At 55.9% G+C, this 24,123-nt stretch carries 18 protein-coding genes and 1 pseudogene; 10 read left to right on the top strand and 9 right to left on the bottom strand.

The features are described 5' to 3' along the window. The first annotated feature begins 31 nt into the window (after nucleotides 1–31). From MesoLj_RS34490 to MesoLj_RS34480, 3 genes are all read left to right on the top strand, one after another. Complete coding sequence (locus tag MesoLj_RS34490; protein ID WP_202324268.1) at nucleotides 32–781, top strand: hypothetical protein; 750 nt, start codon at nucleotides 32–34, stop codon at nucleotides 779–781. 63 nt (nucleotides 782–844) lie between these two features. Beyond that, complete coding sequence (gene doeA, locus MesoLj_RS34485) at nucleotides 845–2,026, top strand: ectoine hydrolase DoeA (RefSeq protein WP_202324266.1); 1,182 nt, start codon at nucleotides 845–847, stop codon at nucleotides 2,024–2,026. 453 nt (nucleotides 2,027–2,479) lie between these two features. Beyond that, complete coding sequence (locus MesoLj_RS34480) at nucleotides 2,480–3,886, top strand: amidase family protein (protein WP_027056486.1); 1,407 nt, start codon at nucleotides 2,480–2,482, stop codon at nucleotides 3,884–3,886. Between the two features lie 326 nt (nucleotides 3,887–4,212). Here the strand turns inward: MesoLj_RS34480 and doeA (MesoLj_RS34475) are convergent, their stop codons facing one another. The 4 genes from doeA (MesoLj_RS34475) to MesoLj_RS34460 form a co-directional block, all read right to left on the bottom strand. Further along, on the bottom strand, nucleotides 4,213–5,394 hold the full coding sequence (doeA, locus tag MesoLj_RS34475) for an ectoine hydrolase DoeA (RefSeq protein WP_202324265.1): 1,182 nt from the start codon (nucleotides 5,392–5,394) through the stop codon (nucleotides 4,213–4,215). Nucleotides 5,395–5,565: 171 nt separating this feature from the next. Beyond that, nucleotides 5,566–6,639, bottom strand: coding sequence for an ABC transporter ATP-binding protein (locus MesoLj_RS34470; protein WP_202324264.1), 1,074 nt, complete (start codon nucleotides 6,637–6,639; stop codon nucleotides 5,566–5,568). A gap of 4 nt (nucleotides 6,640–6,643) precedes the next feature. After that, a complete protein-coding gene (locus tag MesoLj_RS34465) occupies nucleotides 6,644–7,441 on the bottom strand; it encodes an ABC transporter permease (RefSeq protein WP_244730588.1) in 798 nt (265 codons plus the stop codon). A gap of 34 nt (nucleotides 7,442–7,475) precedes the next feature. Then, nucleotides 7,476–8,324 carry an ABC transporter permease gene (locus tag MesoLj_RS34460; RefSeq protein WP_027056482.1) on the bottom strand — a complete coding sequence of 283 codons (849 nt, stop codon included), beginning with the start codon at nucleotides 8,322–8,324 and terminating at the stop codon, nucleotides 7,476–7,478. A 780-nt stretch (nucleotides 8,325–9,104) separates the two neighbouring features. Here MesoLj_RS34460 and ehuB point away from each other — a divergent pair. Next, complete coding sequence (gene ehuB / locus MesoLj_RS34455) at nucleotides 9,105–9,992, top strand: ectoine/hydroxyectoine ABC transporter substrate-binding protein EhuB (RefSeq protein WP_202324258.1); 888 nt, start codon at nucleotides 9,105–9,107, stop codon at nucleotides 9,990–9,992. Nucleotides 9,993–10,324: 332 nt separating this feature from the next. On the opposite strand, the pseudogene MesoLj_RS34450 reads toward ehuB, so the two are convergent. From MesoLj_RS34450 to MesoLj_RS34430, 5 genes and pseudogenes are all read right to left on the bottom strand, one after another. Further along, nucleotides 10,325–10,670 (bottom strand): annotated as a pseudogene (locus tag MesoLj_RS34450) (transposase); the annotation flags it as partial. A 167-nt stretch (nucleotides 10,671–10,837) separates the two neighbouring features. After that, nucleotides 10,838–12,298, bottom strand: a complete 1,461-nt coding sequence (locus MesoLj_RS34445) for an aldehyde dehydrogenase family protein (protein WP_027056479.1) — start codon at nucleotides 12,296–12,298, stop codon at nucleotides 10,838–10,840. 160 nt (nucleotides 12,299–12,458) lie between these two features. Next, nucleotides 12,459–13,757: a diaminobutyrate--2-oxoglutarate transaminase gene (gene ectB / locus MesoLj_RS34440; RefSeq protein ID WP_202324256.1), complete on the bottom strand. Its 1,299-nt coding sequence runs from the start codon at nucleotides 13,755–13,757 to the stop codon at nucleotides 12,459–12,461. Between the two features lie 240 nt (nucleotides 13,758–13,997). Further along, on the bottom strand, nucleotides 13,998–15,137 hold the full coding sequence (locus MesoLj_RS34435) for a M20 family metallopeptidase (RefSeq protein ID WP_202324252.1): 1,140 nt from the start codon (nucleotides 15,135–15,137) through the stop codon (nucleotides 13,998–14,000). A 28-nt stretch (nucleotides 15,138–15,165) separates the two neighbouring features. Beyond that, entirely contained in the window at nucleotides 15,166–16,383 is a 1,218-nt protein-coding gene (locus MesoLj_RS34430; protein ID WP_244730587.1) for an aminotransferase class V-fold PLP-dependent enzyme, read from the bottom strand. A gap of 448 nt (nucleotides 16,384–16,831) precedes the next feature. Between MesoLj_RS34430 and MesoLj_RS34425 the strand changes: the two genes are divergently transcribed. From MesoLj_RS34425 to MesoLj_RS34400, 6 genes are all read left to right on the top strand, one after another. Then, the gene (locus tag MesoLj_RS34425) at nucleotides 16,832–18,088 is read left to right on the top strand and encodes a sarcosine oxidase subunit beta family protein (RefSeq protein ID WP_202324250.1); all 1,257 of its coding nucleotides are present in this window, start codon (nucleotides 16,832–16,834) and stop codon (nucleotides 18,086–18,088) included. Continuing rightward, on the top strand, nucleotides 18,088–18,360 hold the full coding sequence (locus tag MesoLj_RS34420) for a sarcosine oxidase subunit delta (protein WP_202324247.1): 273 nt from the start codon (nucleotides 18,088–18,090) through the stop codon (nucleotides 18,358–18,360). The genes MesoLj_RS34425 and MesoLj_RS34420 overlap by 1 nt, the downstream gene beginning before the upstream one ends. Then, a complete protein-coding gene (locus MesoLj_RS34415) occupies nucleotides 18,357–21,320 on the top strand; it encodes a sarcosine oxidase subunit alpha family protein (RefSeq protein WP_202324245.1) in 2,964 nt (987 codons plus the stop codon). The genes MesoLj_RS34420 and MesoLj_RS34415 overlap by 4 nt, the downstream gene beginning before the upstream one ends. Beyond that, nucleotides 21,313–21,861: a hypothetical protein gene (locus tag MesoLj_RS34410; protein WP_202324243.1), complete on the top strand. Its 549-nt coding sequence runs from the start codon at nucleotides 21,313–21,315 to the stop codon at nucleotides 21,859–21,861. Before MesoLj_RS34415 ends, MesoLj_RS34410 begins: the two co-directional genes overlap by 8 nt. 263 nt (nucleotides 21,862–22,124) lie before the next feature. Then, nucleotides 22,125–22,829 carry a hypothetical protein gene (locus tag MesoLj_RS36540; protein WP_027056473.1) on the top strand — a complete coding sequence of 235 codons (705 nt, stop codon included), beginning with the start codon at nucleotides 22,125–22,127 and terminating at the stop codon, nucleotides 22,827–22,829. Between the two features lie 154 nt (nucleotides 22,830–22,983). Beyond that, nucleotides 22,984–24,066, top strand: a complete 1,083-nt coding sequence (locus tag MesoLj_RS34400; protein ID WP_202324240.1) for an ABC transporter substrate-binding protein — start codon at nucleotides 22,984–22,986, stop codon at nucleotides 24,064–24,066. The last annotated feature ends 57 nt before the right edge of the window (nucleotides 24,067–24,123 follow it).

The raw sequence follows: 24,123 nt of genomic DNA, 5'->3' as shown, positions 1-24,123 counted from the left end.
ATGGGTCCAGCGTATTAAGAGGTGCCTCGGCATGCAAGGCGACGTGACGACGCTACACATTTCGAAGTATATCTGTGCAGCAGAGGAGCTGGGGCGCAGGTCCGGCCTTCATATTACAATGGGCGACGATTTTGAGCAGTATGTGGGGATTACCGACAGGCTCCCCGGGAAGGCGCCGACCTATCCAAACTTCCGCCCCGACTGTTCTTTTCTTCCACCTGGAAAGGCGTTTTGGATCATCGGACGGGATCCGGAAGGAAGAGTAGCGCATGTCCAGGCAATGCGTTTTGATCATCTATACAACACAAACCTTGCTGAGCACCTTAGATCGCTCAGAGCCTGTTTCGCGGATCCGAAGCTCAAAGCCGTGCCCGGTTCCTCGTCTCGCTGCCACGCGCCGAGCGCTCCCAGCATCACTGGGCTGGTTGCTTATCATGGGGACATTTGGTTGCGCGAGGACTTTAGAGGCCGCGGGCTCGCTACCTTTATAGGTCGCATTGCATTCGGATTGGCATGGGCCAAATGGTCGCCAGACTTCATTTACGCGCTGGTTGCGGGCTGGAACATCGAAAAAGGCATAGTCGATCGCTATGGCTATGTGCATCGAGAGCCGCACGGATCTATTCTGCACTTACCGGCGCAGGGGATAAACGATGATGAATGGCTCGTTTGGTTGACGCGAGACGAATTGTTGAAGACGCTTCGTACTTCGGGATCTTTCGGGTTTGGCGAGGGTCACTTGGCCGCAGCTGACTCATCTGATGATGGACAGCATCACTGACACTCACCTTACTCTATAAGATCCGCATCGACATCCCTGGGCGTCTCATAGGGGAGTTAAAAAGTGGCCGACAAAATATTGAATTTCAGTTTGGAAGAATATCGGACGCGACTTGGTAAAACTCGGTCGGAAATGCAAAGGCGCGGTATTGATATTCTTATCCTTAGCGAGCCTGCGAATATGGCTTGGCTGACCGGGTATGATGGCTGGTCTTTTTACAATCACCAGGCGGTCATCGTTCCCCCGGAGGGCGATCCAATCGTATGGGTTCGTTGTTCGGATGAATTCGGCGCTAGGCGCACGGTCTATTTTTCGGATGACAATGTCCTCAGCTATGCCGATAAATACGTTCAAACTCCCGTTTGTCATCCGATGGAAGATCTTTGCAAAGTTCTTGCCGATCGCAAGCTGGACAAGGGCGTTATCGGTGTCGAGAAGGATAACTACTATTTATCTGCAACGGCATTTGAGACGTTGGTTTCGCGTATGCCCAACGCCAAATTCGCTGATGCAACGGTGCTTGTTAATTGGCTGCGAGCAATCAAGAGCCCCCGCGAACTAGAGTACGTGCGTAGTGCGGGACAGATCGTGACCCTGATGCATGAGCGCATCTTGGAGAAGATTGAACCTGGTATGCGCAAATGCGACCTTGTTGCCGACATTTACGATGCTGCGATTCGCGGGACGCGCGACTTTGGAGGTGATTACCCGTCCATCGTGCCGATGCTTCCATCGGGCACCAATCTGTCGGCGTGTCATTTCACGTGGGACGATCAACCTCTTCGCAACAACGAAGGAATCTATTTTGAAGTGGCTGGTGTCTACAAGCGCTATCATGTTCCGCTCTGTCGGACGTATTGCCTTGGCGAAGTGCCACAGCATTTCTTGGATGCAGAGAAGGTCACTCTAGAGGGAATGGACGCAGGTCTCGAGGCGGCCAAGCCAGGTGCAACTTGCGAGGACTGGGCGGTGGCATTCTTCAATGTCCTTGAGAAGCATGGCGTGGATAAAATTACACGAGCCGGTTATCCAGTCGGTCTATCTTACCCTCCAGATTGGGGTGAACACACGATGAGTTTGCGGCGAGGGGACCGGACAGTACTCAAGCCAGGCATGATCTTTCACTTCATGACTGGTTTCTGGCACGACAACTTTGGTTTCGAAATCACTGAAACCGTTCTCATCACCCCCAATGGTAATGAGTGCCTATCGAAAGTACCTCGGAAGCTCTTCGTTAAGGTATAGCGTCTCCAAACGCACCCTTCTGGTTTTTACGAGCCGTCATTCGGAGCGGTCACGATTAGACGCACCGGCGACCCAATCCAAAGAGATTATCTTTGGAAGCTCGACACAGAAGACGAAGACTTTGCCGCCTCAAATCGTCATATACTTGGAACAGTTGATGATAGTGCACCCGGAGCCTCGGCACTTCCTCACGCATGAGGACCTATTGCGCAATTGTGGAGGAAGCTTGGGAAGAACTGAGGAAGAGGTGCATGTGTATCGTTTGCAAGTTTCGGGATGTGAAGAGGCGCTTTGAGGACCCAACCAGATTGCGGGCGCAGCTATGGGGTGATCGCAGGCCAACGGCGCATTTGAAGGCGACCATACCAAAGGCGCGAAGGCTTGTGCTTTGTGAACATGGCGGACACGGCGAACCGCGCTTCTAAGTAACAAGCAAAGCAAAGGACTGAATGCATGGACTCTAAGAGCATCGGCTTTATGCCAGCGGCCGAATTGGCCCAGTTGATCCGTACCAGGAAGATTTCTCCGGTAGAGTACATGAGCGCCTTGCTAGCTCGTATCGCTGAGCTGGAGCCTAAGGTGAACGCCTTCGCCTATCTTGATGCAGATCGCGCAATGGACGACGCGAAAAAGGCTGAAGCCGCCTTGACGAGTGGCGCGAGGATCGGCCTGCTACACGGTGTGCCTGCCACGATCAAAGATCACTCCATCACCAAGGACATGCCGACACAGCACGGCAGCAAGATCTTCGCCGGCCATCAGCCGGCCGAGGATACACAGGTGGTGTCGCGCCTGCGGGACGAGGGTGCGATCATTCTCGGCAAGACCACAGTACCAGAGTTCGGCTGGACGGGCGTTTCGCGTAGTCCGCTCACCGGGATTACGAGCAACCCTTGGAAGCTCGGGTACAATGCCGGCGCCTCCTCGGCTGGCGCTGGCGCTGCGGCGGCGGCAGGTTTCGGGCCGTTGCACCAAGGCGGTGACGGAGCGGGCTCAATCCGCATGCCTGCACACTTCTGTGGGGTGTTTGGACTAAAACCCAGCTTCGGGCGTGTGCCCTACTCTCCACTCGGCGTCGATGATTTCAGTGCCCATGTCGGACCGATAACGCGCACCGTTGCAGACAGCGCTCTCATGCTTCAGGTGATAGCCGGTCCGCACTTCCTGGACCATACGACGCTTGAGGCGGGACCTGCCAACTATCTCGCGCGACTGCACGACGGCGTAAATGGCAGGCGGATTGCCTACAGCCCGAATTTAGGCGTCGCCCGCGTCGATCCTGAAGTCGCGTCGCTCGTGAAGGCCGCCGCCGCGCGTTTTGAAGAGCTTGGCGCAATCGTCGAGGAAGTAGCCACTCCTTGGGCGAAGGATGGGCCGGAGCTGATCCGTTTCTTCTGGTCTGCTCATCAAACTGGCCTCGCCCGGTACCTTCCGCAATGGGAGGCCGATATGGACCCCGGACTAGTCGCCTGTATCAAGCAGTCCAAGGATGTCTCCATCTCGCAATATCAAGAAATGCGTGAGCGGAAGATGCGCTACGTTGAGAAGATACATCGGTGGTTCCAGGACTGGGACTTCCTGCTGACGCCATCGGTTTCGGTCGCCGCCTTTCCCGCCGAGAAGCTGATGCCAGATCACTGGCCTACGCATCCATGGGACTGGATTATGTGGGCGGAGTTCAGCTATCCGTTCAACATGTCCTGGAACCCGGCCGCAAGCGTGCCATGCGGATTTACCCAGAGTGAGCTTCCTGTCGGTCTCCAGATCGTTGGCAAGCGCTTCGATGATCTTGGTGTCTTACAGGCCTCTGCAGCCTTCGAAACGCTAAGGCCATGGGCCAACAAGCGCCCGCAACTCTGAATAGGTTTGCAGGGGCGAATCAACCGTGAGCGTCACGAGCACCCCATCTTGCCGGAGGGCAATGCACTGGCGAGATTTGCCGCCTCATTTTGCGAGCAGTTGACCTGCCACTGAACCTTGATTCAGTGGCGATTAGAGCCTCGGCCGGCGCAGCGAAGTGCGAGGGTGCCCACGGCGCAAGCCGTTCGCCGTGGTCGAGGCCGCTCACTTCGGCTTTCCCATCCGAAATTTATTTCTGACAGTCACCCGGAGTTGACGAAAACGCCGCTCAAAACACAAAGCCTCCCACGTGCAGCGGAAGGCTTTGTTGTTTCGTGTGAACAGATTTAAGGCTTCACGAAAAGCTTTCTCGGCACCGAGGCTAGGCATTCGTTGCCCTCGGGAGTTATGAGAACGGTTTCCGTGATCTCAAATCCCCAGTCGCCATACCAGAATCCGGTCATGAAATGGAATGCCATGCCCGGTTCAAGAACAGTCTTGTCACCTGGCCGCAGGCTCATGGTGTGCTCGCCCCAGTCCGGCGGATATGACAGACCAACCGGGTAGCCTGCGCGGGTGGTTTTGTGCAGGCCATGCTTATTAAGAACCTTGAAGAACGCCTCGGACCAATCCTCACAGGTCGCCCCTGGCTTTGCAACCTGCAGACCGGCCTCCATTCCTTCTAGCGTGGCCTTCTCCGCTTCGATGAAATGTTGAGGTACTTCGCCAAGGCAATACGTCCGGCATGTCGGGACGTGGTAACGCTTGTGCACGCCGGCAATCTCGAAATAGGTGACCTCGTTGTTGAGCAGCGGCCTTTCATCCCACGTAAAATGGCACGAGGAGAGATCGGCGCCAGATGGAGTTATCGGAACGATGGACGGGTAGTCGCCTCCCGCTTCCGGAGTGCCCCGAATCGCGGCATCATAGATGTCCGCAACCAGGTCACACTTTCGCAAGCCAGGTTCCATTTTATCCAGTATTCGTTCGTGCATGCGGGTAACGATCCGTCCCGCGTGGCGCATGTAGTCCAATTCCCTGGGGCTTTTCACAGCCCTCTGCCAGTTTACCAAGACCGTCGCATCAACGAACTTCGCGTTCGGCAGCCGAGCTTGGAGTACCTCGAAGGCAAGAGCCGAGAAATAATAGTTGTCTTTTTCGACGCCGATCGCCCCGCGGTCGAGTTTTCGCTCACCCAGAACCCTGCACAGATCTTCCATCGGATGCCTGTCAGGGGTCTGGTTGAATTCGTCCACGTAGCTGACCACATTCTGTTCCGAAAAGAACACAGTCCGGTTAGCACCATTCTCATCGGAACACCGGCCCCACCAGATGGGGTCACCTTCGGACGGGACAACGACGATTTGGTGGTTGTAGAAGGACCAAGCATCATAACCGGTCAACCAAGCCATATTTGCCGGCTCGCTGACCAGAAGTGTATCAATTCCCCGTTTCTGCATTGCAGAACGGGTCTTCGCTAACCGGCTCTGGTACTCACTTAGCTCAAAACTCAGTTGTTGTGCAGGCATTCACATTGCTCCCGTGCTTCCGGCCGGAAGCCCGCGTATGCGGGATCCCTCGCTGATTTTAGCAAAGCACTCCGGGCAAAAATCCCGCAGATTCAATCAAATGCGCAGGAAAACCGCATTTTAGTCTTTCTGGCAGGCTGGAGTTCGCCCGGCGCAAGATCCAGCCTCTGTTCAGAAAACCAGCACATCGGCTGGTGAGAAACCGATCCTAACGGATTGGCCTACTCCGAAACTTGTCCGTTGGCTGCCGCTCTTTTGAATGGCGAGGACTCTTGGGCCGTGGTCAATATCGATGACGATATGGACATCGGCGCCCAACGGAGCGACGTCGACCACGGTACCGGGCATGGTGTTTTCGTCCATAGTCGCCGGCTCTCCGGCGGCCAGTACGTCGATGTTTTCAGGCCTGATGCAAAGGTCAACCTTGCCGGATGTGTTTGGCTTGGCTTGGCCGCATATCGAGATGCCCGCGACGCTTTCGTAATTAACAAAGCCATTAGCTGCGTCGCGCCAGTTGCTTGCGTTAAACCAATTTGATCTGCCGACGAACTCAGCGACAAATCGATCCGCAGGGTCGTTGTAAATCGCCGTGGGGGATCCGCGTTGTGCAATTCGTCCATCCCGCATGACAACGACCTCGTCTCCCAGACTGAGCGCTTCTTCCTGATCGTGGGTCACCACGATTGTAGTTGCCTCCACCGACCTCAGAATTTCCTTCAATTCGAGGCGAAGTTCCAAACGCAGCTTGGCATCCAGGGCGGACAATGGCTCATCTAGTAGTACGACCTGGGGATCAGTGGCTAAGGCACGTGCCAGCGCGACGCGTTGCTGTTGACCTCCACTCAACTCGCGAGGATATCGCCCTTCCATGCTCCCGAGCCTTACGAGCCCGAGCATTCTGGCAACACGAGCAGGAATCTCGGAGGCAGCGATCCCCCTGTACTTCATCCCATAGGCAACGTTCTGGAACACGGTCATATGAGGGAAAAGTGCGTAGTCCTGGAAAACCAGACCCACGTTGCGATCGTAAGGCTTCAGATGACCGACATCAGACCCGTTGATGATGACTGAGCCTGAATTAGGGGCTGTAAAGCCAGCAATCATGCGCAAGGTCGTGGTTTTTCCACAGCCACTGGGGCCGAGAAGCGATAGTATCGCCCCCTTTTCGATAGTGAGGGATACATCATCGACCGCCAGAAAACTCCCGTATGACTTGGATACCCGCTTCAGCTCAAGAACATTCATGAATTTACGCCTTATCAACGCTGAGGCCGACAACACGGTCGAGACCGACGGTCCGGTCGAGAACCAGCAGCAAAATGAGAGTTACGCCCATCAAACCCACTGCAGCCGCAGCAATGGTAAGATCAAAACTCGACCGCAAAAGCCCAACGAGTGCGACGGGTAGGGTGAAGGTATTGAAATCGCTGAGAAACAAGCTGATCGCGAGATCATCCAAGGAGAAAGCGAACGCAAACACCGCTCCGGCTGCAATGCTGCTTTTGGCCAATGGAAAGTTAATCGTAAGAAATGCCTGAATTTCATTGGCTCCCAAGCTCAACGCGGCTTCGCGCAACGAGCTCTTGACACCGAGGAGGCCTATTAACGCCATCCGAATGCTGTAGGGAATGGTGATTACAAGGTGGCCTGCGATCAGTCGGATGAGGGGGGAACCGATACCAAGTGCTGAAAACAGCATCAGCAATGCGAAACCGATAATCACGCCGGGAACGATGAGCGGCGACAGGAACAGGGACGACAAGACGTCCCGGGCTGCACCGGTCATCCTACTCATTGCGACGGCGGCAAGAGTCCCGACGATTGCAGAAATCAGCGTCGCAGCCGAGGCCACGATCAAGCTGGTGTAGAACCCGGCCCAGAGGTATTGTTCATCCCATAGCTTGTCGAACCACTGGAGCGAGAGGCCTTGAGGAGGAAACGGACCCAGATAATCACGAGAGTCGAAGGCCATTAGAACCGTCGTCACTACGGGAAGTATCAGGAAAACCGCGGTGAGGAGGAAAATTAGTCCAACCACCAGCGTCATCAAACGATCAGCCAGTTGTTTCCGTGACATGGGATTACGACCGATCTGCTAGTGTTGCGACACGTGAGACAATGTAGATCATAACCACGCAAAGTATAATCATAATCACGGAGATTGCTGCGCCGCTCGGGAAATTCGCAACCTCATTGAATCGGCTGTATATAAGGTTTGAAACGAATAGGACGCGACCGCGACCGAGTATCCAGGGTATTGCAAACGCGCTTATACCCATAGTCATAGACACTAGAAATACAGACACAATGCCTCGAACGCATAAAGGTATTGTGATGTTGACATGGGATCGAAAGGCGGAAGTGCCTAGGGACTGAGATGCCTCCAGTAGACGCGGATTGAGATTCTGAATGGTACCGATCAGGATGAGCATTGACATAGGTATGGAGTACTGCAGCAGACCGGCTACAATCATAAAGTAGATGTACTCGCGGCTATTCATGCTAATTCCCAAGGCGGTGAGAAGTGGCGCGAACATTCCGGTCGATCCGAACGTCAGCTCAATCGCATAGATTCGAACGAGATGACTGAGGAACAGCAGGCCCACAGTGATGAAGATTACGCCTTTTCTGACTGTCGGCGTGCTGCGGCGGCTTATGTAGTAGGCAATGGGAAACGCGACGAGAATGGCGACAATGGAGGAAATAAAGGAGAGTGCATACGTCAACGCAAAATATTGGATGTAAACCGGATGCAAAAGCTCGGCATAGCTCGCAAGTGTCAACGGCGCACCACCCACCGAACCGATGCGGCCAGGCGTAAATTCACGAAAGCTTTCGACACCTGCCAGAACCAGGGGCAGCGCGAGTAGGAAGATGAACAGGGCCCCTGCTGGCAGAAGCAATATACCTTGGTTTTTGTCGGCTTTCATAGGACTCAATCAGCTTGTGAAAAAGACTGCGCGTAGACGCTATGCTTACGGCAACCTTGCTTACGGCATCGCGGCTGTGTCTGTCCCGTCACCGGCGGCCAGTAAGCAGGTAGCCTGCGGCCTTCGCCAAAAAAAGAATGCGGCGTTGATCATTTTTGGTTCCCGTTTGTTTTTATGACAATGACGTAAGGTTGCTTGCTGCCCCATTCGCAGCAAACGACGGTATTTTTTTACGTAAGCCTAGCCCTTCTACCTTTCAGATTGAAGTTGGTACGTGCCGGCCGATGAAGCCTGGGCCCGCATTTCGGAATGGCTCGCTAATTCTAGAGATGGTAACAGGGAGCGACTAAGGAAAAAGCTCGTAATTTGCACATCCATGCAGGTTTGCGGCGAATTTCGGGAAAAATGCCTGCGAAAGCTGGCGATCGGCAAGCTTCTAATGAAATTTCCCCCGCAGCAACACGGCAGGCCTCGGACACGATGACCGGTCCTGACATCTCGCCTGTCAAATGCAATGACCTTAATTTCCCTCACCCAGACGAGAGGAATTCCGCAAAATCGGATTTCCGGCCATTTGCCGGAAAGTACGCAGGAAACATGCGTTTGAACGTTGAGGTTCGCTGCTAAAGGACCGATAGGGGTGGCATCCTGGTCCCCGGCACACAGATGCTCGTCCCTGCCCAGTGTAGGCGCCGCAATGAGGGGAACGGTGAACGGCCCATACCATCGGTGTTGAGGCTAAACCGCTTTGGTTCATGGCTCACTCAATAGGAGGTATTAATGGAATCTGCAAAATGCTCGCGAACATCGTCGCCCCGCTCGGCTGCTGGCATCTTTTTCAAAACTCTTGTCGCGGCCGGTATTGCGGCTGCGGCTGTCGTCGCAAACGCTTTTCCGGCGTCTGCGCAGTCGCTTTTGGAAAAGATCAAGAAAGGCGAGCCGGTCAGGATAGGATTTTCCAACGAGTTGCCTTGGGCGTACCCGGGGAAGAATGGTGAGCCGCTCGGCTTTATGAACGCCATTACGATCGATGTTCTGAAAAAGCTCGGTACGGCCAAGGTGGAGCCCATCCTCACTGAGTGGGGCTCCCTCGTTCCTGGTCTCCAAGCCGGACGTTTTGATGTGATTACGGGCGGCATGTACATCACCCCGGAGCGATGCCGCAACGTTCTGTTCACCGAACCACTCGGGACCTTCTCTGATGCACTGGTGGTGCCAAAGGGCAATCCTGAGGGCTTGCACTCCTATAAGGACATTCTCGACAAGGGTCTGACCTTGGTCATAGCCACGGGATCAGTCTTCGTTAAGCAGGCGATAGATGCTGGCATACCCGATGACAGGACGATGCAGGTAGCCGGCAATCCCGAGGTCGTCCAGGCCGTCAAGTCGGGCCGCGCTTCAGCCGGTAGCGGCTCCTACTTTACGCTCAAGGAGTCAGTCGACATGGATCCTGCACTCGAGCTCGCCGAACCTTTCGAAGCACCGGGCGGTCGGGCCTATCCGGGTCTGGCGTTGCTCCCCAGCCAGCAGGCTGACGTGGACGCTTTCAATGCCGCGCTGAAAGCCTATATGGGCACGGAACAGATGATGAACGCGGTCAGCAAGTACGGCTACACCAAAATCAATCTGCCAGATGGCACAAAAACAGCGGATCTGTGCAAATCGTAGACTAAGGCGCTAAAGGCGGGACTGTTCAGTTTGTCCCGGGCAGGTTGCTGCGTCTGATTGTCGGCCTCGCCGGGGTTATCTCCAAGCAGGACGCCTAAATGGTGCGCGGCGAGAAGGTCTCGGTTATCGGTCCCTCCGGCTCAGACAAGACTACCGTCCTGCGCACGTTGATGACTTTGGAAACCCTGGCGGTGTGAATCTGGGTCGAGGGCGAACCTCTCACACACATGCGAAAACGTGACCAGCTGGTGCCGGCAAAGGAACGGTATATACTCTCCGCATCTAACGGCCCTGCAAAATTTGCATGGAGGTTCCCATCGCGGTGGTCGGTTCGGATTCGTCGAGTGAAGCTTAGCGCAATCTTCCTTCGGGAAGGTCATATAGGCCAGCACGTCGGGCATGGCGTCGTCCGATTGTCGCCAGCTTCGGCACCTTCGGCCGGAGCTGGTCGGCGACGGCGCGCCATTGTACGGACGCGGCCTCGCGCGTCTCCTGGGCGGAGCGGTGGCGATGAAGGCTGAGACGACCCTGCGGCCGCTCTTGCTGGCAGTCCATGTCGCCGACAGCAGCTTGGTGGCGGCGGCCTTGAGGCTTTCGTGCGCATCGGAGACGACGAGCTTGACGCCGCGCAGGCAACGACGGGTCCTCGGTCCAGATCGGCTCAGCCTCAGCTCCACCCGAGCGAACGCTGACCGCCGCGCATTACATAAGGGGCGTCAACATTGGACGGCGATCTTCTGACCACCCGATAACCCGTTGGACGTTGAGCTCAAGACGGCTAAATTGGGGGCAGCGGACCGAGGATTTGGCTCCTGGGATCGCTGCCCTCTCATACCGGTGATAACTCAGGCGACGATATTGGGGTTCGAAACCTGTATCCCCACATTCCGGGTCTGCACGTAACCGTCGAGTGCTTCCACGCCCTTTTCCCGGCCGTAGCCTGATTTGTTGATCCCGCCAAAGGGCGTTTCCACACCGCTTACGTACCAGCCATTAACGTAGACGTGCCCTGCCCACAGCCGCTCTGCAGTCCAGAGAGCCTTGTCTAAATCTCGGGTGAAAACGCCTGCTGCCAGTCCCTGGTCAGTCCCGTTGGACAAATTAACTGCCTCTTCGGCACCGTCGAAAGTTGTGATCGCCAGCACAGGACCGAAGGTCTCCTTTTGGAAGAGGTCGCTTTCAGGTCGGACGTCGGCGAACACTGTGGCTCCCACGTAATACCCGCTGCGGTCCGACAGGGCAGCTCCGCCGGTAACCGTGCGAGCACCCTGTTGCTGGGCAGTCTGGCAGGCTCGCGCAACACTAGTCTGTTGTTTCCGTGAGATCAGCGGTGTGATGTCGCAATCGTCGCGGCCTCGGCCGACCGACAAGGATTCAACGCGATCCTTGAGCCTTTCGATGAGTTCCTGGGCAATGGAGCGATCAACCAATAGTCGGGTAAGGCCGTTGCAATTCTGTCCAGCGTTCATGAAGGTGCCGATCCGGATGGATGCCAATACTGCATTGAGGTCAGCATCGGCGTGGACAATCGCCGCTGATTTGCCGCCCAGCTCCATGATGCATGGTACGATACGCTCTGCTGCAGCGCGCAAGACCCTCTGTCCAGTGGCCATCGAACCTGTAAAGACCAGGTGCCGAACTTCTGGATGATCGATCAATGACTGGCCCGCAGTGTGCCCATAGCCGCTCAGAACATTTACCGCCCCGGCCGGCACACCCGCAGCCTCACAGGCCACAGCCATGGCGACACCCGAGAGGGGGGCAAGTTCCGGCGATTTCACGACCACCGAGTTGCCCGTAGCCAAGGCGCAGGCAAGGGACCTTGCGGTCAGTTCCAGTGGAAAGTTCCACGGAACAATATGGCCTGAAACCCCAAACGGGCTGGGAATTGTGTAATCGACAAGATTAGCGCCACGCGGGATCGACCGGCCTTCATGCTTGTCCGCCAGGCCGCCGTAATAGCGAAGATATCTTACAGTGGTCTGGACTTCCGATACGGCTACGTTCAGGGCCTTCCCCGTATCGTCGCAGAGCATTTCCGCCAGTTGTGCACTTCGGCTTTCAATCTGTTCAGCGATGCGGAAAAGCATCCTTCCCCGATCATAGGGGTGCATATCGATCAGAATCCGTTCGCGGAACACACGCTGGGCCGCTTTCACGGCGAGTTCGACCTCGTCACGGCCTGCATCGGCAACGACTGCAAAAACTTCCCCAGTGGAGGGGTCGTCGACCTCGATGCGGCCTCCGGTGGAGGAGTCTCGCCATTCTCCATCGATGTAGTTCTTAAGAACCTCGCTGCCGGCCATGTATCCCGATCCCTTCGTTGTATGTTTGGATTGTCTCGGCAGTCGCCGATGCGCATTAATGGTTGGCCGTCAGGTCCGGCGGGATTGCGATTGGGAGCACGCCATACCGTGCCCCCAACGCGTTTTTGCACCCAAATGACGGGTTTTCCTCACGCAAGACCTAGTTGAGGGTTTTGCTCACGGTTTCGACACTATCGCGAATGACCGAAAGGCCGCGGCGGAGATCTTCTTCAGTGATCGTGAGCGCTGTCATGAACTTTACCACTTCTCCGTACGATCCCGCCGTTTCAATCACCAAGCCACGGCTTAGAGCTTCCTTCGACACTGCGGATGCGAAGTGGCGATGTTTTTGGCAAACAAGACCAAACATCAGTCCACGACCGCGGACGGTGAGTCCGAGGGCCGAAAATTCTTCGGCGATCGCTTTGAGAGATTCAGCCAATACGGCTGATTTCTCGGCAATTTGCTTTTCAAACTTGTTGTCTGACCAGTAAACTTCAATTGCCCTGCGCGCGGTGATGAAGGCCAGATTGTTGCCCCGGAACGTGCCGGTGTGTGCCGCTGGGGCCCACACGTCGACCTCCGGCTTCATCAGGATAAGAGACATTGGTGTGCCATAAGCCGACAGCGACTTTGACAGAGTTACAATGTCGGGGATGATCCCGGAGGTCTCAAAGGCGAAGAACTTGCCCGTGCGGCCTATACCGGCCTGAATTTCATCGCAGATGAGCAAGATGCCATGCTGGGTTGTCAGTTCGCGCAGCCGCTTCAGCCAAGGCGTGCTGGCGATGTTAATGCCACCTTCGCCCTGAACTGCTTCCAGAATGACAGCAGCGGGCTTGTCTAAGCCGCTGTTCGGATCAAGGAGAAGGTTTTCGAAATAATCTAGGGTGTCGATTCCTTCGCCGAGGTACCCATCGTACGGCAGCATCGTGACGTTCGCGAGTGAGATACCGGCCGCCGTGCGGAACTCCTTGTAGCCGGTCGCCGCAAGGGCGCCGACACTGACGCCGTGAAACCCGTTGGTGAAAGCCACAACGTTTGATCTACCTGTCGCGAGGCGAGCGAGCTTCAGGGCTGCTTCAACGGCATTCGTGCCGGTGGGTCCCGGGAACTGCAGCTTGTAGTTAAGCCCACGCGGCAGGAGAATATGCTTCTCAAAGGCCTCCATGAAAGCCCTTTTCGCCGTCGTGGCGAGATCCAGACTGTGGACGATGCCGTCGCGCTCGATGTAGTCCAGCAGAGCCTGTTTGAAAGCGGGATTGTTATGCCCATAATTGAGAGCGCCCGCCCCACCGAAGAAATCGATGAACTCACGACCGTCTGCGCCCACCAGCTTTGTGTTGGACGCGTGGTCGAATAAAACCGGAAAGGAGCGGACATAGCTGCGGACTTCAGATTCGAGCCGATCAAATAGCTCCAGGCTCGTGTCATTGATGGGAGTGAGTGGCTTGTTCATAGCGAATCCTTGTTTTGACGGCCGGCCCAAGACAAGGAAGGCCGGGAACACAGGGCGCTGGCGCTAAACGTCAGGCGCTGCCCTTGGCTGAACGTAACAAGGCCGCCTCACCGTTCGTCGCTGAATTGCGGTCTTTTGCGCCGAAATTCTGCAAAAATCGGCTTGTACTATTTAGCATCGTGCGAAAATTGGGATCTTGCGCAAAAAAACCACCGATGGGTCGCCTTTGCCGGCAGAAGCTCAATATTCCAGCATTATGCGTTGGTAGATTTGGACAGCATAATCCAGCTGATCCAAGGTAATATACTCGTTGCTGGTATGGGCTTGAGCCATGCTACCGGGGCCAATCACTACACAGGATACCCCAGCGAGTTGGCTAGCATCCGTTCCCCAAGGCGCACCCGTAAACCTGCCAGTTCCTGCCACATCTTTGCAGATTAGGGAGGCCACCTCCGCAATTCGGCTACCTTCGGCACTTAAGGGAGCGGGGTCTTCCAGCGCCGGAAGGAGTGAGCGGGCGATAATCTTGTATTCGCTTTCACGGAAGTGTTTGAGAATATCCTCGACCTCTTGAATGGCTCCCTGTGGAGACTCTCCAGGAGTTAGTCGACGGTCGATCCAGATCCGGCAGGCCGGGGGAACGGTTGTCAGTTCTATCCCACCTTCAATCAGGCTTACGGTCAGGGCAGGGGGGCCGACGAGCGCATTTTCGCGTAAGCTTAGGTTCCTGTTCAGCTCTTCGAGCGCTAATATGATCCGAGCCATCCCGGTGATCGCGTTGACGCCCAGGTGCGGTCTCGAAGAATGAACCGGTATACCTTCGACTTCGACCTGCCAGCGGACTGACCCTTTGTGGGCTACTACCAATTCCAAGCTTGTTGGCTCGCCGACGACGGCGGCTTCGTAGGCAACACCGGAATCTGCTACGGCGCGAGCGCCGATTTTGCGGTATTCCTCGTCAATACTGGCCACCAGGACTACCGTGGCTTTCGGTTTTCGTGCTCCAAGCGTGCACAGTGCCCTTAGCATTGCTGCGAGGGAGCCTTTGGTATCACAGCTGCCCCGGCCGTGGAGAAGCCCGTCTCGGATATCTCCCGAAAACGGATTATCCTCCCATTTCTCAACCGGCACGGTATCCGTGTGGGCAATGAACAGGATGCGCCGGTCGGGATCCGTTCCAGGCACCCAAGCCACCAAATTCGGGCGCCCGTCCTTCACTTCCTGAAGCTCACAAGCTAACCCGCGTTCCTCGCAATATTTCTGCAGGTAAAGAGCCATAGCCCGTTCACCGCTCCCGGTCTTGGACAGAGAGGGGTTGACGCTCTCAATGCGCGTCAAGTCCTGTAGGAGCGATACCAGCTGTGGATCGGGCGAAGGCATGATGGACCTCTTTTGGGGTAGAATGCGATCAGGCGGGGCGGGTCAACCAGCCCTTAGCTATGTCAATAACTTGATCGACCTCATCGGCCGTATTGTAGAGATGAAGTGAAAACCGCAGCATCCCACGGCGGGCGGATGCGATGATCTTGTGCTGCGCCAGATGATCCCGCAACGATGCCACATCTAACTGGTGTGATGATTGACCGCCGAGCAGTGACATGTCGCCTACCGCCACAATACTGCTGGAGCCTGGTCGAAGCAGTCCCCCGCATACAGGCATGCCCAGACCATGAAGACCGGTTGCGAGACGGGCCGCCAGACCGGTTACGTGGCGCTCGATCCTTTCCATTCCGACGGCACTCAGCTGCCGGATGGATGCTGTTACCGCGATTAGACCCGGGAAGTTATAGTGCCCGATGTCAAAGCGGGTTGCGCCAGGGCGGAGAGTAAACGTGTCGGATACCGGAGCAGATTCCAAAGCCTCGCCGAGATCTACGCTGAATCTCGCAAGATAGGCCGGCAGAAGCCGGTCGGCCCATTGCCGCCGGCAATACAAAAAGCCGGATCCGTAAAGACCCATAAGGCCCTTGACTGTCGAGACAGCCAGCCCATCGATGCCCAGATCGCGCACATCAGTGGCAAGAATGCCTACTGATTGCGTGGCGTCTGCTAGGAGGAAGACCCCCTTTTGGTTGCAAAGCCTGGCAATTGCCGAGACCTCGGTCCGGAAGCCGGGCACCATCGTCACCGTGGCGATCGTAACAACGCGGGTTCGGCTGTCGATGGCTTTACCCAAAGCTTCGACGTCAATCTGCCCGTTGAGTGGCTCGATCGTCCGGACTTCAACCCCCTGACGAGCCTTTAATTGCAGCCATGGGAGAATGTTGTTGGCGTGTTCGAGTTTCGGGCAGAGAATTATGTTGTCGCCCTCTTTCCAAGCGAATGCATTGGCAATGATGTTAATCCCCTCCGAAGCGTTTTTCGTCAGGGCGATCTCATTTGTCTGAGCGCCGATAAAGCGGGCGAAAAGCTCGCGGGTCTCCTCTACCTTAGCCAACTGGTGCAGTTCGTCATTGATGCCGACGAGCCTGTTGTTAAGGTGCTCATTGATGGAATCACGGACTGCTAGCGATATGAGGCCCTGGTTCGCAACATCCATGTAGATAAACTCACTGGTCGCCGGGAAATCTTTGCGGATGGCGTCAAGAAACGGGGGGGGGCTTTCAGTCGCAACTGTTTGATTCAAGATCGTAATCCAAAGTTGAGCAAACCAGACGCCATCGTGGGCGGCCCCAGCAGGTTACACGTCCCACCCGTCCGTCTTGCAGCTTTGAGAGCCGGCGAGCCGCATAATTTCTGCGCCGCAGGCCAATGTAGCGAAGGGACGCTGCTGATCTTTTGTAATCATCGCCCGGCGGTGTTCACAGACGCAGCTAGGCGCCACCAAGTTGTGTTGTAAGCTCGCCGTCCTCTCCGCCCCCGCCCAACATAACCGTTTCGGTGCAAAAGAACCCGAAAAATCTTTGGCTTCGCGGCTTTCATGCGCAGAGCGCTCGAAATATGCCGGACTTCAACATTATGGACGGTGAAATCCCGAGTTTTACGTCCTGAGCCTTGTTAGGATGGCAGGGACAACAACATCGCAATTGTGCGCCTGGTATGTGGCCTGCTGGCTCGCGGCAAGTTGAGGCTGTATGACAAACTATTCTGCGTTTGAATCATTAAGGCACGCTGTCTCGGGTCGGCCATGGTCCCGCGCTTGGCGCAATCCTGAACCAAAGTCGCAATATGACGTGGTGATAGTGGGCGGCGGCGGACATGGACTTGCCACCGCCTACTACCTGGCCAAGGAATTCGGTATTCGTAACGTTGCAGTTCTCGAAAAATCTCACATCGGGTCCGGCAATGCCGGTCGGAACACAACTATCATTCTGGCAAATTACCTGCTGGCGGGTTCGACCGAGTTTTATGGGCATTCTCAAAAGCTCTGGGATACGCTTTCGAGCGAACTGAACTTCAACGTCATGTTTAGTCCGCGCGGGCAGATCCTTCTGCTGAATTCATCAGAGGACGTGGATGGGGCAGTGAGGCGTAGCAACATAATGCTTCGCCACGGCATTGATGCGCGTTTGCTAGACCGCGCGGCAATGCAGAAATTAGTACCGCACCTGGATTATCGGCCGACAGCACGCTTTCCGATCTGGGGAGGGTTGCTTCAACCGAGCGGGGGGACTGCCCGCCATGATGCGGTCGTCTGGGGATACGCCCGCGCTGCATCACAGCTCGGAGTCGACATAATTCAGAACTGTGAGGTTACCGGTTTCCTCCGAGATGGCGGCCGCATTACCGGTGTGGAAACAACCAGGGGTCGCGTCCTGTCCAAGAAAACGGCAATGGCGGTGGCGGGTCATACCTCGCAGCTTGGCGAAATGGCCGGTCTGCGGCTTCCTATAGAGAGCCATCTCCTGCAAGCCTTTGTGTCTGAACCATTGAAGCCACTTCTCGACCACGTGATCGACTTCGTGTCACACGGTCAATTCTACATCAGCCAATCAGATAAGGGTGGGATGGTATTCGGCGGCGATCTCGACATGTACAACTCATACGCTCAACGGGGCAATTTGCCGGCTGTTCGTGACGTAGCTTCTCTAGCGGTTTCACTAATGCCGTGCCTAGGCAGGGTCCGTCTGGTGCGGCACTGGGGTGGCATCAATGATATGACCATGGATGGCTCGCCCATCATTTCAAAGACACCGCTCGAAGGTCTCTATCTTAGCGGTGGATGGGGTTATAGCGGATTCAAGGCAACGCCGGCGTCAGGCTGGTGTTTTTCTCACCTAATTGCTCGAGGTGAGAATGATCGCCTGTCAGCACCATTTTCACTCGATAGATTCGCGCGAGGCGCAACTATCGACGAGGCCGGCACCGGCCCCATTCCAAGGCTTCACTAATGCGCATCAGCTGTCCTTTCTGTGGCGAACGCGACCACAGTGAATTCACGTATGGTGGCGACGCTAGCGTGACGTTTCCCGAACTTGATGCGTCACTCGAGGAGTGGAATGACGCGGTCTATATAAGGTCAAATCCCAAAGGTGTGCTTCGCGAAAAGTGGCATCACTCTGGTGGCTGCCGGATTTGGCTGGTCCTCGAACGCGATACCTTGACCCACTCCATTTCCCAGGTCGAGCCGGCGCGCCTCACCATTTCGGAGCTCGTGAAATGACCGCCTTCCGCTTTGAAGTTGGGGGTGCGCTGGATCGGGATCGCCCGGTCGAATTCTCGTTCAATGGGCGCCGCCTCCAGGGTTATACGGGTGACACATTGGCGTCGGCTCTGTTGGCAAACGGTGAGTGCTTGGTAGGCCGTAGCTTCAAGTATCATCGGCCACGTGGAATCATGAGTGCAGGCCTTGAGGAAACGTCTGCGCTGCTGACTGTAGGAAGGGGGGCAAGCGCTACCCCGAACACTCTCGCGACCACGGAGGAGCTTTGCCAAGGCTTGGAAGCCTACAGCCAGCATTGCTGGCCCTCGCTTCGCTTCGACATCGGCGTCCTCAACCAGCTGTTCACGCGGTTTCTCGGCGCGGGATTTTATTATAAGACCTTTATGGGCCCCGGCAAAACGTCGCGAAGCTGGATGTTTTACGAGCGTTTCATTCGCAGGGCCGCCGGGTTGGGACGCGCCTCTCGCGAACCTGATCCGGACAGATATGAAAATGTTGAAGGCTTTTGCGACCTTCTCGTTGTCGGAGCTGGTCCTGCGGGTCTTGAAGCGGCACGCGTCGCGTCTGGGGCCGGACTCAATGTGATATTGGTGGAGCGCGACTTTCAACTGGGCGGAAACCTCTTGCAGGAGACCGTCCCGATTGAAGATGTGACTGCGTCGGCTTGGCTGGCGTCAAGAGAACGATATCTGCGAGCGTCCCCAAATATTCGTATCCTCACGCGTACGACTGCTTTTGGTATTTATGACCATGGGGTCGTCGGCTTAGTTGAACGTCTGCAGCGTTCCCCCGGAGAATTGGACAATACCGCCAGGGAACGGCTGTGGACCATTCGGGCCAAGCGAGTCGTCGTGGCAGCCGGTGCCATCGAGCGTCCCCTCATCTTCGGCAACAACGACCGGCCCGGCGTCATGCTGGCCTCGTCGATGCGAAGCTATGCAAATCGGTGGGCAGTGGCTGCGGGCAAAAGCGCCGTCATCGTCACGAATAATGACAGCGCATACATTGCAGCGCGCGATCTGGCCAAGGCGGGCATTGTCACGATCCTCGTTGATGCTCGCGAGAAAGCGTCCGGCTCCATGGTCGATGCGGCCTTGGCCGCGGACGTCGAGGTCCGTTTTGGACGTGTACCGCTGAGGGCTAAAGGCCGTAATGGCGTCACAGGGTTACAGATAGGTGACCCCAACGGAGGCCATGCAGAGATCATTCGCTGTGATGCTATCGGGATGTCCGGCGGATGGTCGCCTACCCAACATCTGCTTAGCCAGCGAGGCGTCCGGCCCGTGTGGAGCGATGAGCTTGCTGCTTTTCTGCCCGGCGAGACCCGAGAGCCTATCCGGTGCGTCGGCGCGGCTTCTGGTGTATGGGGAAATGACGAATGCCGCGATTCTGGGTGCGCTGGCGGAGCGGAGGCGGCGATTGCGCTAGGCAAAACGATCGTAAAGCCAGGTTTCCCGCCAGCAGGCGGATGGGATAACCCCATTCGCCATCATGTGTTGAATTCGATTAAAGGGAAAGCATTTGTCGACGTCCAAAATGACGTAACGCTGGGCGACATTATCCTAAGCACATCGGAGGGTTACGACGCTCCGGAGCTGCTGAAGCGCTATACGACACTGGGTATGGGAACAGACCAAGGACGAACGTCTGCCGTCAATGCCTTAGCCCTAATCGCAAAAATGCGGGGGCGGCAGATCAGTGAAGTGGGAACGACGACATTCAGGCCGCCGTTTGCGCCGGTTTCAATCGGTGTATTAGCGGGTTCTGACCCAGGTCAACGTCTTTATCCCACGCGTCGTTCTCCTGTGCACAATGCGTCGATAAGCCAGGGCGCGAACATGATAGAGTCAGGTTTCTGGCTGCGCTCACAATACTTTCCACAAGGCGCCGAAAGCCTTGAGGCGGGTTACCAGCGGGAGATGCGAATGGTCCGAAGGTCCGTTGGCATCTGCGACGTGTCATCTTTCGGCAAAATATCGGTCCAAGGCCCGGATGCGGGAGAATTTCTGAACCGGGTGTATGTCAACGCCTTCAAATCATTGCCGGTGGGCAAGGCACGTTATGGTGTCATGCTGCGCGACGACGGCTTGGCAATGGACGACGGGACCTGCTGGCGCGTTGGTGAGTTCGACTACCTTGTGACAACCACAACCGCCTGCGCGGGCAAGGTCTTGTCTTGGTTAGAAGAATTGTTGGAGACGCGATGGCCGGACCTGCGAGCCTCCGCAACTTCGGTCACCGAGCAGTGGGCGGCCATATCTATCGCCGGGCCACGATCGCGCGAATTGTTGGAACCGATAATCACCGGCATGAAATTGGATAACGACGCCTTTCCTTTCATGGGGGTCCGCGAAGGAAAAATCGACGGTGTCGACTGCCGTGTTGCTCGGATAAGCTTTTCGGGTGAGCTCGGGTATGAGGTCTACGTGCCAGCGGATTTTGGGGAAAATACCTGGAACCTGCTGCTTACTGGCGTGAAAGGTCTTGGTGGAGGCCCGTACGGAACTGAGACTCTGGACGCACTGGCAATTGAAAAAGGTCATATAGTAGGTGGCGAACTGGACGGTCGTTCAACACTGGACGACTTGGGCTTGGGGCGCATGGCATCCGGCAAAAAGCCCTTTGTCGGATCCGTCATGCGCCGCAGACCCGAACTATGCAACGATAACCGGGCTCAATTGGTGGGATTGGTGCCTGTGACGGATGGTGAAACGTTTGAAGTGGGCTCCATCCTCTGCCAGCAGCAGGACCTCAGCGGCCATGGATTGGGTTGGGTGACTTCTGCAATCGAAAGTCCCTCTCTCGGTCATTGGATCGGGATTGGTATGCTGAATGGCGGCCTCTCCAAATGGGAAGGTAGAACGCTCCTGGCTGACAATCCGATCCGCGGCGTCCGTTATCTCGTGAAGGTCGTTTCGCCTCACTTCATAGACCCTGAAGGAAAACGGCTCCATGGCTAAGCGCATTTACCCAACAGAGGGCTTGGCGACAGTTTCCGAGGTCACCTACCAGCCTTCACAAACTGTGGTCCAATACCATGCTTGGCCGCAACGTTATGTTGAGATGGCTGGGACTTTGGCGGCCCAGTACAAGCTTTCCACTTCGCCAACACCGGGAAAGGCCGTATGCGGTGCCTACGCATCCCTGCTGCGCGTCCACCCACAACGCCTTTGGTTGGTTGGCGGAGATCTCGCACCGGACGTCAAACCCGACCTTCCGCCTGATATTGGCTGCGTCCAGGATTTATCCCATGCCTGGCACACGATACAGGTCGACAGCTCTATAGCCTCCCAACTGCTGAACCAGTTTGTGAGTGTGAATCTCGTGCCGCAGCATTTTCCGGTCGACAGCGTCGCATTGACGCCACTGCATGGGATCGGTGTGGTTTTATGGTGCCGACCAGGCGGAATCAGTGTTTTGACACCACGCAGCTTTGCACAATCAATCTGGCACGCGCTGGTCGAAACCCGCAGGAGACTTCCTAGCCAAAAGCCGTTGTGACGGGATCGCGCAAGGTTGTCTTGCTCAGCACTTATCGCAACTGGGGCTGGACGACCCTCCGGCTCATAATGCCCGAAACTGCGTGTAGGCTTTTCGATGCATGAAAACGCTCACGGCTGGCTTGAGAATGCAGGTTTCCTGCAGAAAGCGGTCAAAATTGTCTATTGCCCGTAAACTGCCACTGCTATCGTTCCAACGTGAATACTCAGTACCCCGCTGCTCCATCGCGGCAGGCGACTGCGACGATTAGGATCTAATCACCAATGGAATCTAAGCTCACACCTTCGCTTGGCGTATTGGCGCTTGACCAGGGACCGCGCGATCCCGCCAGGGAAAACGAAGTCGGCTCTATCCAAAACCCGGCCTCGATCGATTTCCCCACGATCACCGAGGTGCCTGAAGGTTCTTTTGGAGAGCGCGTTTTGCGCGGTGACCCAGCTTTGGAGCCCTCCTACATCGCAGCGGCGCGACGCTTGGTGGAGCAAGGCGCTGTGGCCATCAGTTCAAATTGCGGTTTCACAATACGATTGCAAGGTGCGGTGGCCTCTTCAGTCCAAGTTCCGGTGGCGATGTCCAGCATGCTTCTGCTGCCGATGCTATTGAAGCAGCTGCCGGCGCCGGCGAAGATTGCCGTTCTCACGTACGACTCAAACTACGTAAGCGAAGATATGATCGGCTTGAGCGACCCGCAAGACCGGGCGAGGGTTGTTGTCGGCGGTATTGAGGGTAGCCAGTTTTGGCACGACGAGCTGAAGATGCCGGCGCCTCCGTTTGACGTCGTGGGTCTGGAGAAAGTCGTCTCTGAGCGTGTGATGAAGTTGCGGGAAGAGCACCCGGAAATTGCGGCTATTTTGTTCGAATGTGCGGTTTTCCCCGCTGTTTCTCCGGCTATTCGCCGCCTCACAAACCTCCCAGTATACGACCTCACTTTGCTCTGCAGAATGATGCTAGCGGCAATCGGTAAGTAAATTGATGCAGGGAGGACAGATCGCGTGTCTAAAACACGATAGCGTAAACTTTGCTTCGTTGCAGAGGAGAGGCAGTAATACGCCCAAAGACATTGAAGCGACGAGCATATCGACGCTTACGAATATGTATCAACTATAAAAAAGGGAACCTGAAATGAATAGAATGACACGGCGTCAATTCACCAAACTGGCTTCATCGGCGGCTGTATTGTCTACAGCAGGACCGCTGTCTCTGGGCCGAGCCTTGGCTGCAGAAAAGATCACTGCTGTAGAGTGGGGGGGAACCTATCTTGATGCCAGCCAAGCGATAGCAGCTAAGCAGACGCATGTGGACGTTAACTGGCAGCGTCACGCGGGCGGCGCCATGGTCATTATGTCAAAGATCAAATCCACATGGCCAAAGCCAGGAATCGATCTGCTTTCAGGATGGGACCCATCTTGGCAGATGGTCGCGAAAGAAGGATGGGCTGAACCAGTTACACTGGAACAAGTTCCCAACCTCGCCGACATCCCGCCTAAGTTGCTCGTGAAGGACGGGGGTGGCAATATCGTCAACATCCCGCGAACCGTTGCGTCCACGTTCTGGATTTACCGCAAGGACACCATCCCTTTTGAGATTACGAAGGTCGAAGATCTTCTAGACCCGCGGCTGAAGGGCAAAATCTGCTGGAATGTGCCCTCGCTCGGCTCAAACCTTCAGATGGTCATGCTGGCCCTTCACAAAGGCGGCGACGAACGAAACTTGGAGCCCGCATGGGATTTCGTGAAAGAGCTCGCCCGTAGCGGTAATATCGGCCGCGTCGCCAATTCCGATCAGGACATGACAAGTTCGATAAGCACCGGCGAAACAAGTATGGCCTTCGCAGCCGCGTTTGTCATTAAGGATCTCGCCAGGAACTTCCAACTCCACTATTTGAACAAGATGGACACAGCGTCAGGTTTCCGAACGTTCATCTACCAGGAAGGATGGACGGTGCTTAAGGGTGGCAACACGAAGGCTGCTTTCGATTTCGCCAACTTTGCGATCAGTCCGGAGAATGACGCCACCTTCAACCAGATCTCAGGAGCTGGGTTGCCCGCCAACGTCAAATCGGTGGTCTCTGAAGAGTTAAAACCATTCTCGCTCAATAGCGAGGAAATGAATCTTCATGCTTACATCCCTGACTGGGCCTACCTGTCTGAACAGGAAGCCGTTTGGCAAAAGCGGTGGGAACAGGAAATCGCTCCATTGTTGTAACAGCTCAATAGGGACGGGTTGCACCGGGCGCTAACTTGCGTCTGGTGCAGCCTGCGT

Origin of the sequence: Mesorhizobium sp. 113-3-9 (assembly GCF_016756515.1) — a bacterium.
GTDB lineage: Bacteria > Pseudomonadota > Alphaproteobacteria > Rhizobiales > Rhizobiaceae > Mesorhizobium.
This window is presented reverse-complemented; position numbering and strand designations above follow the sequence as displayed.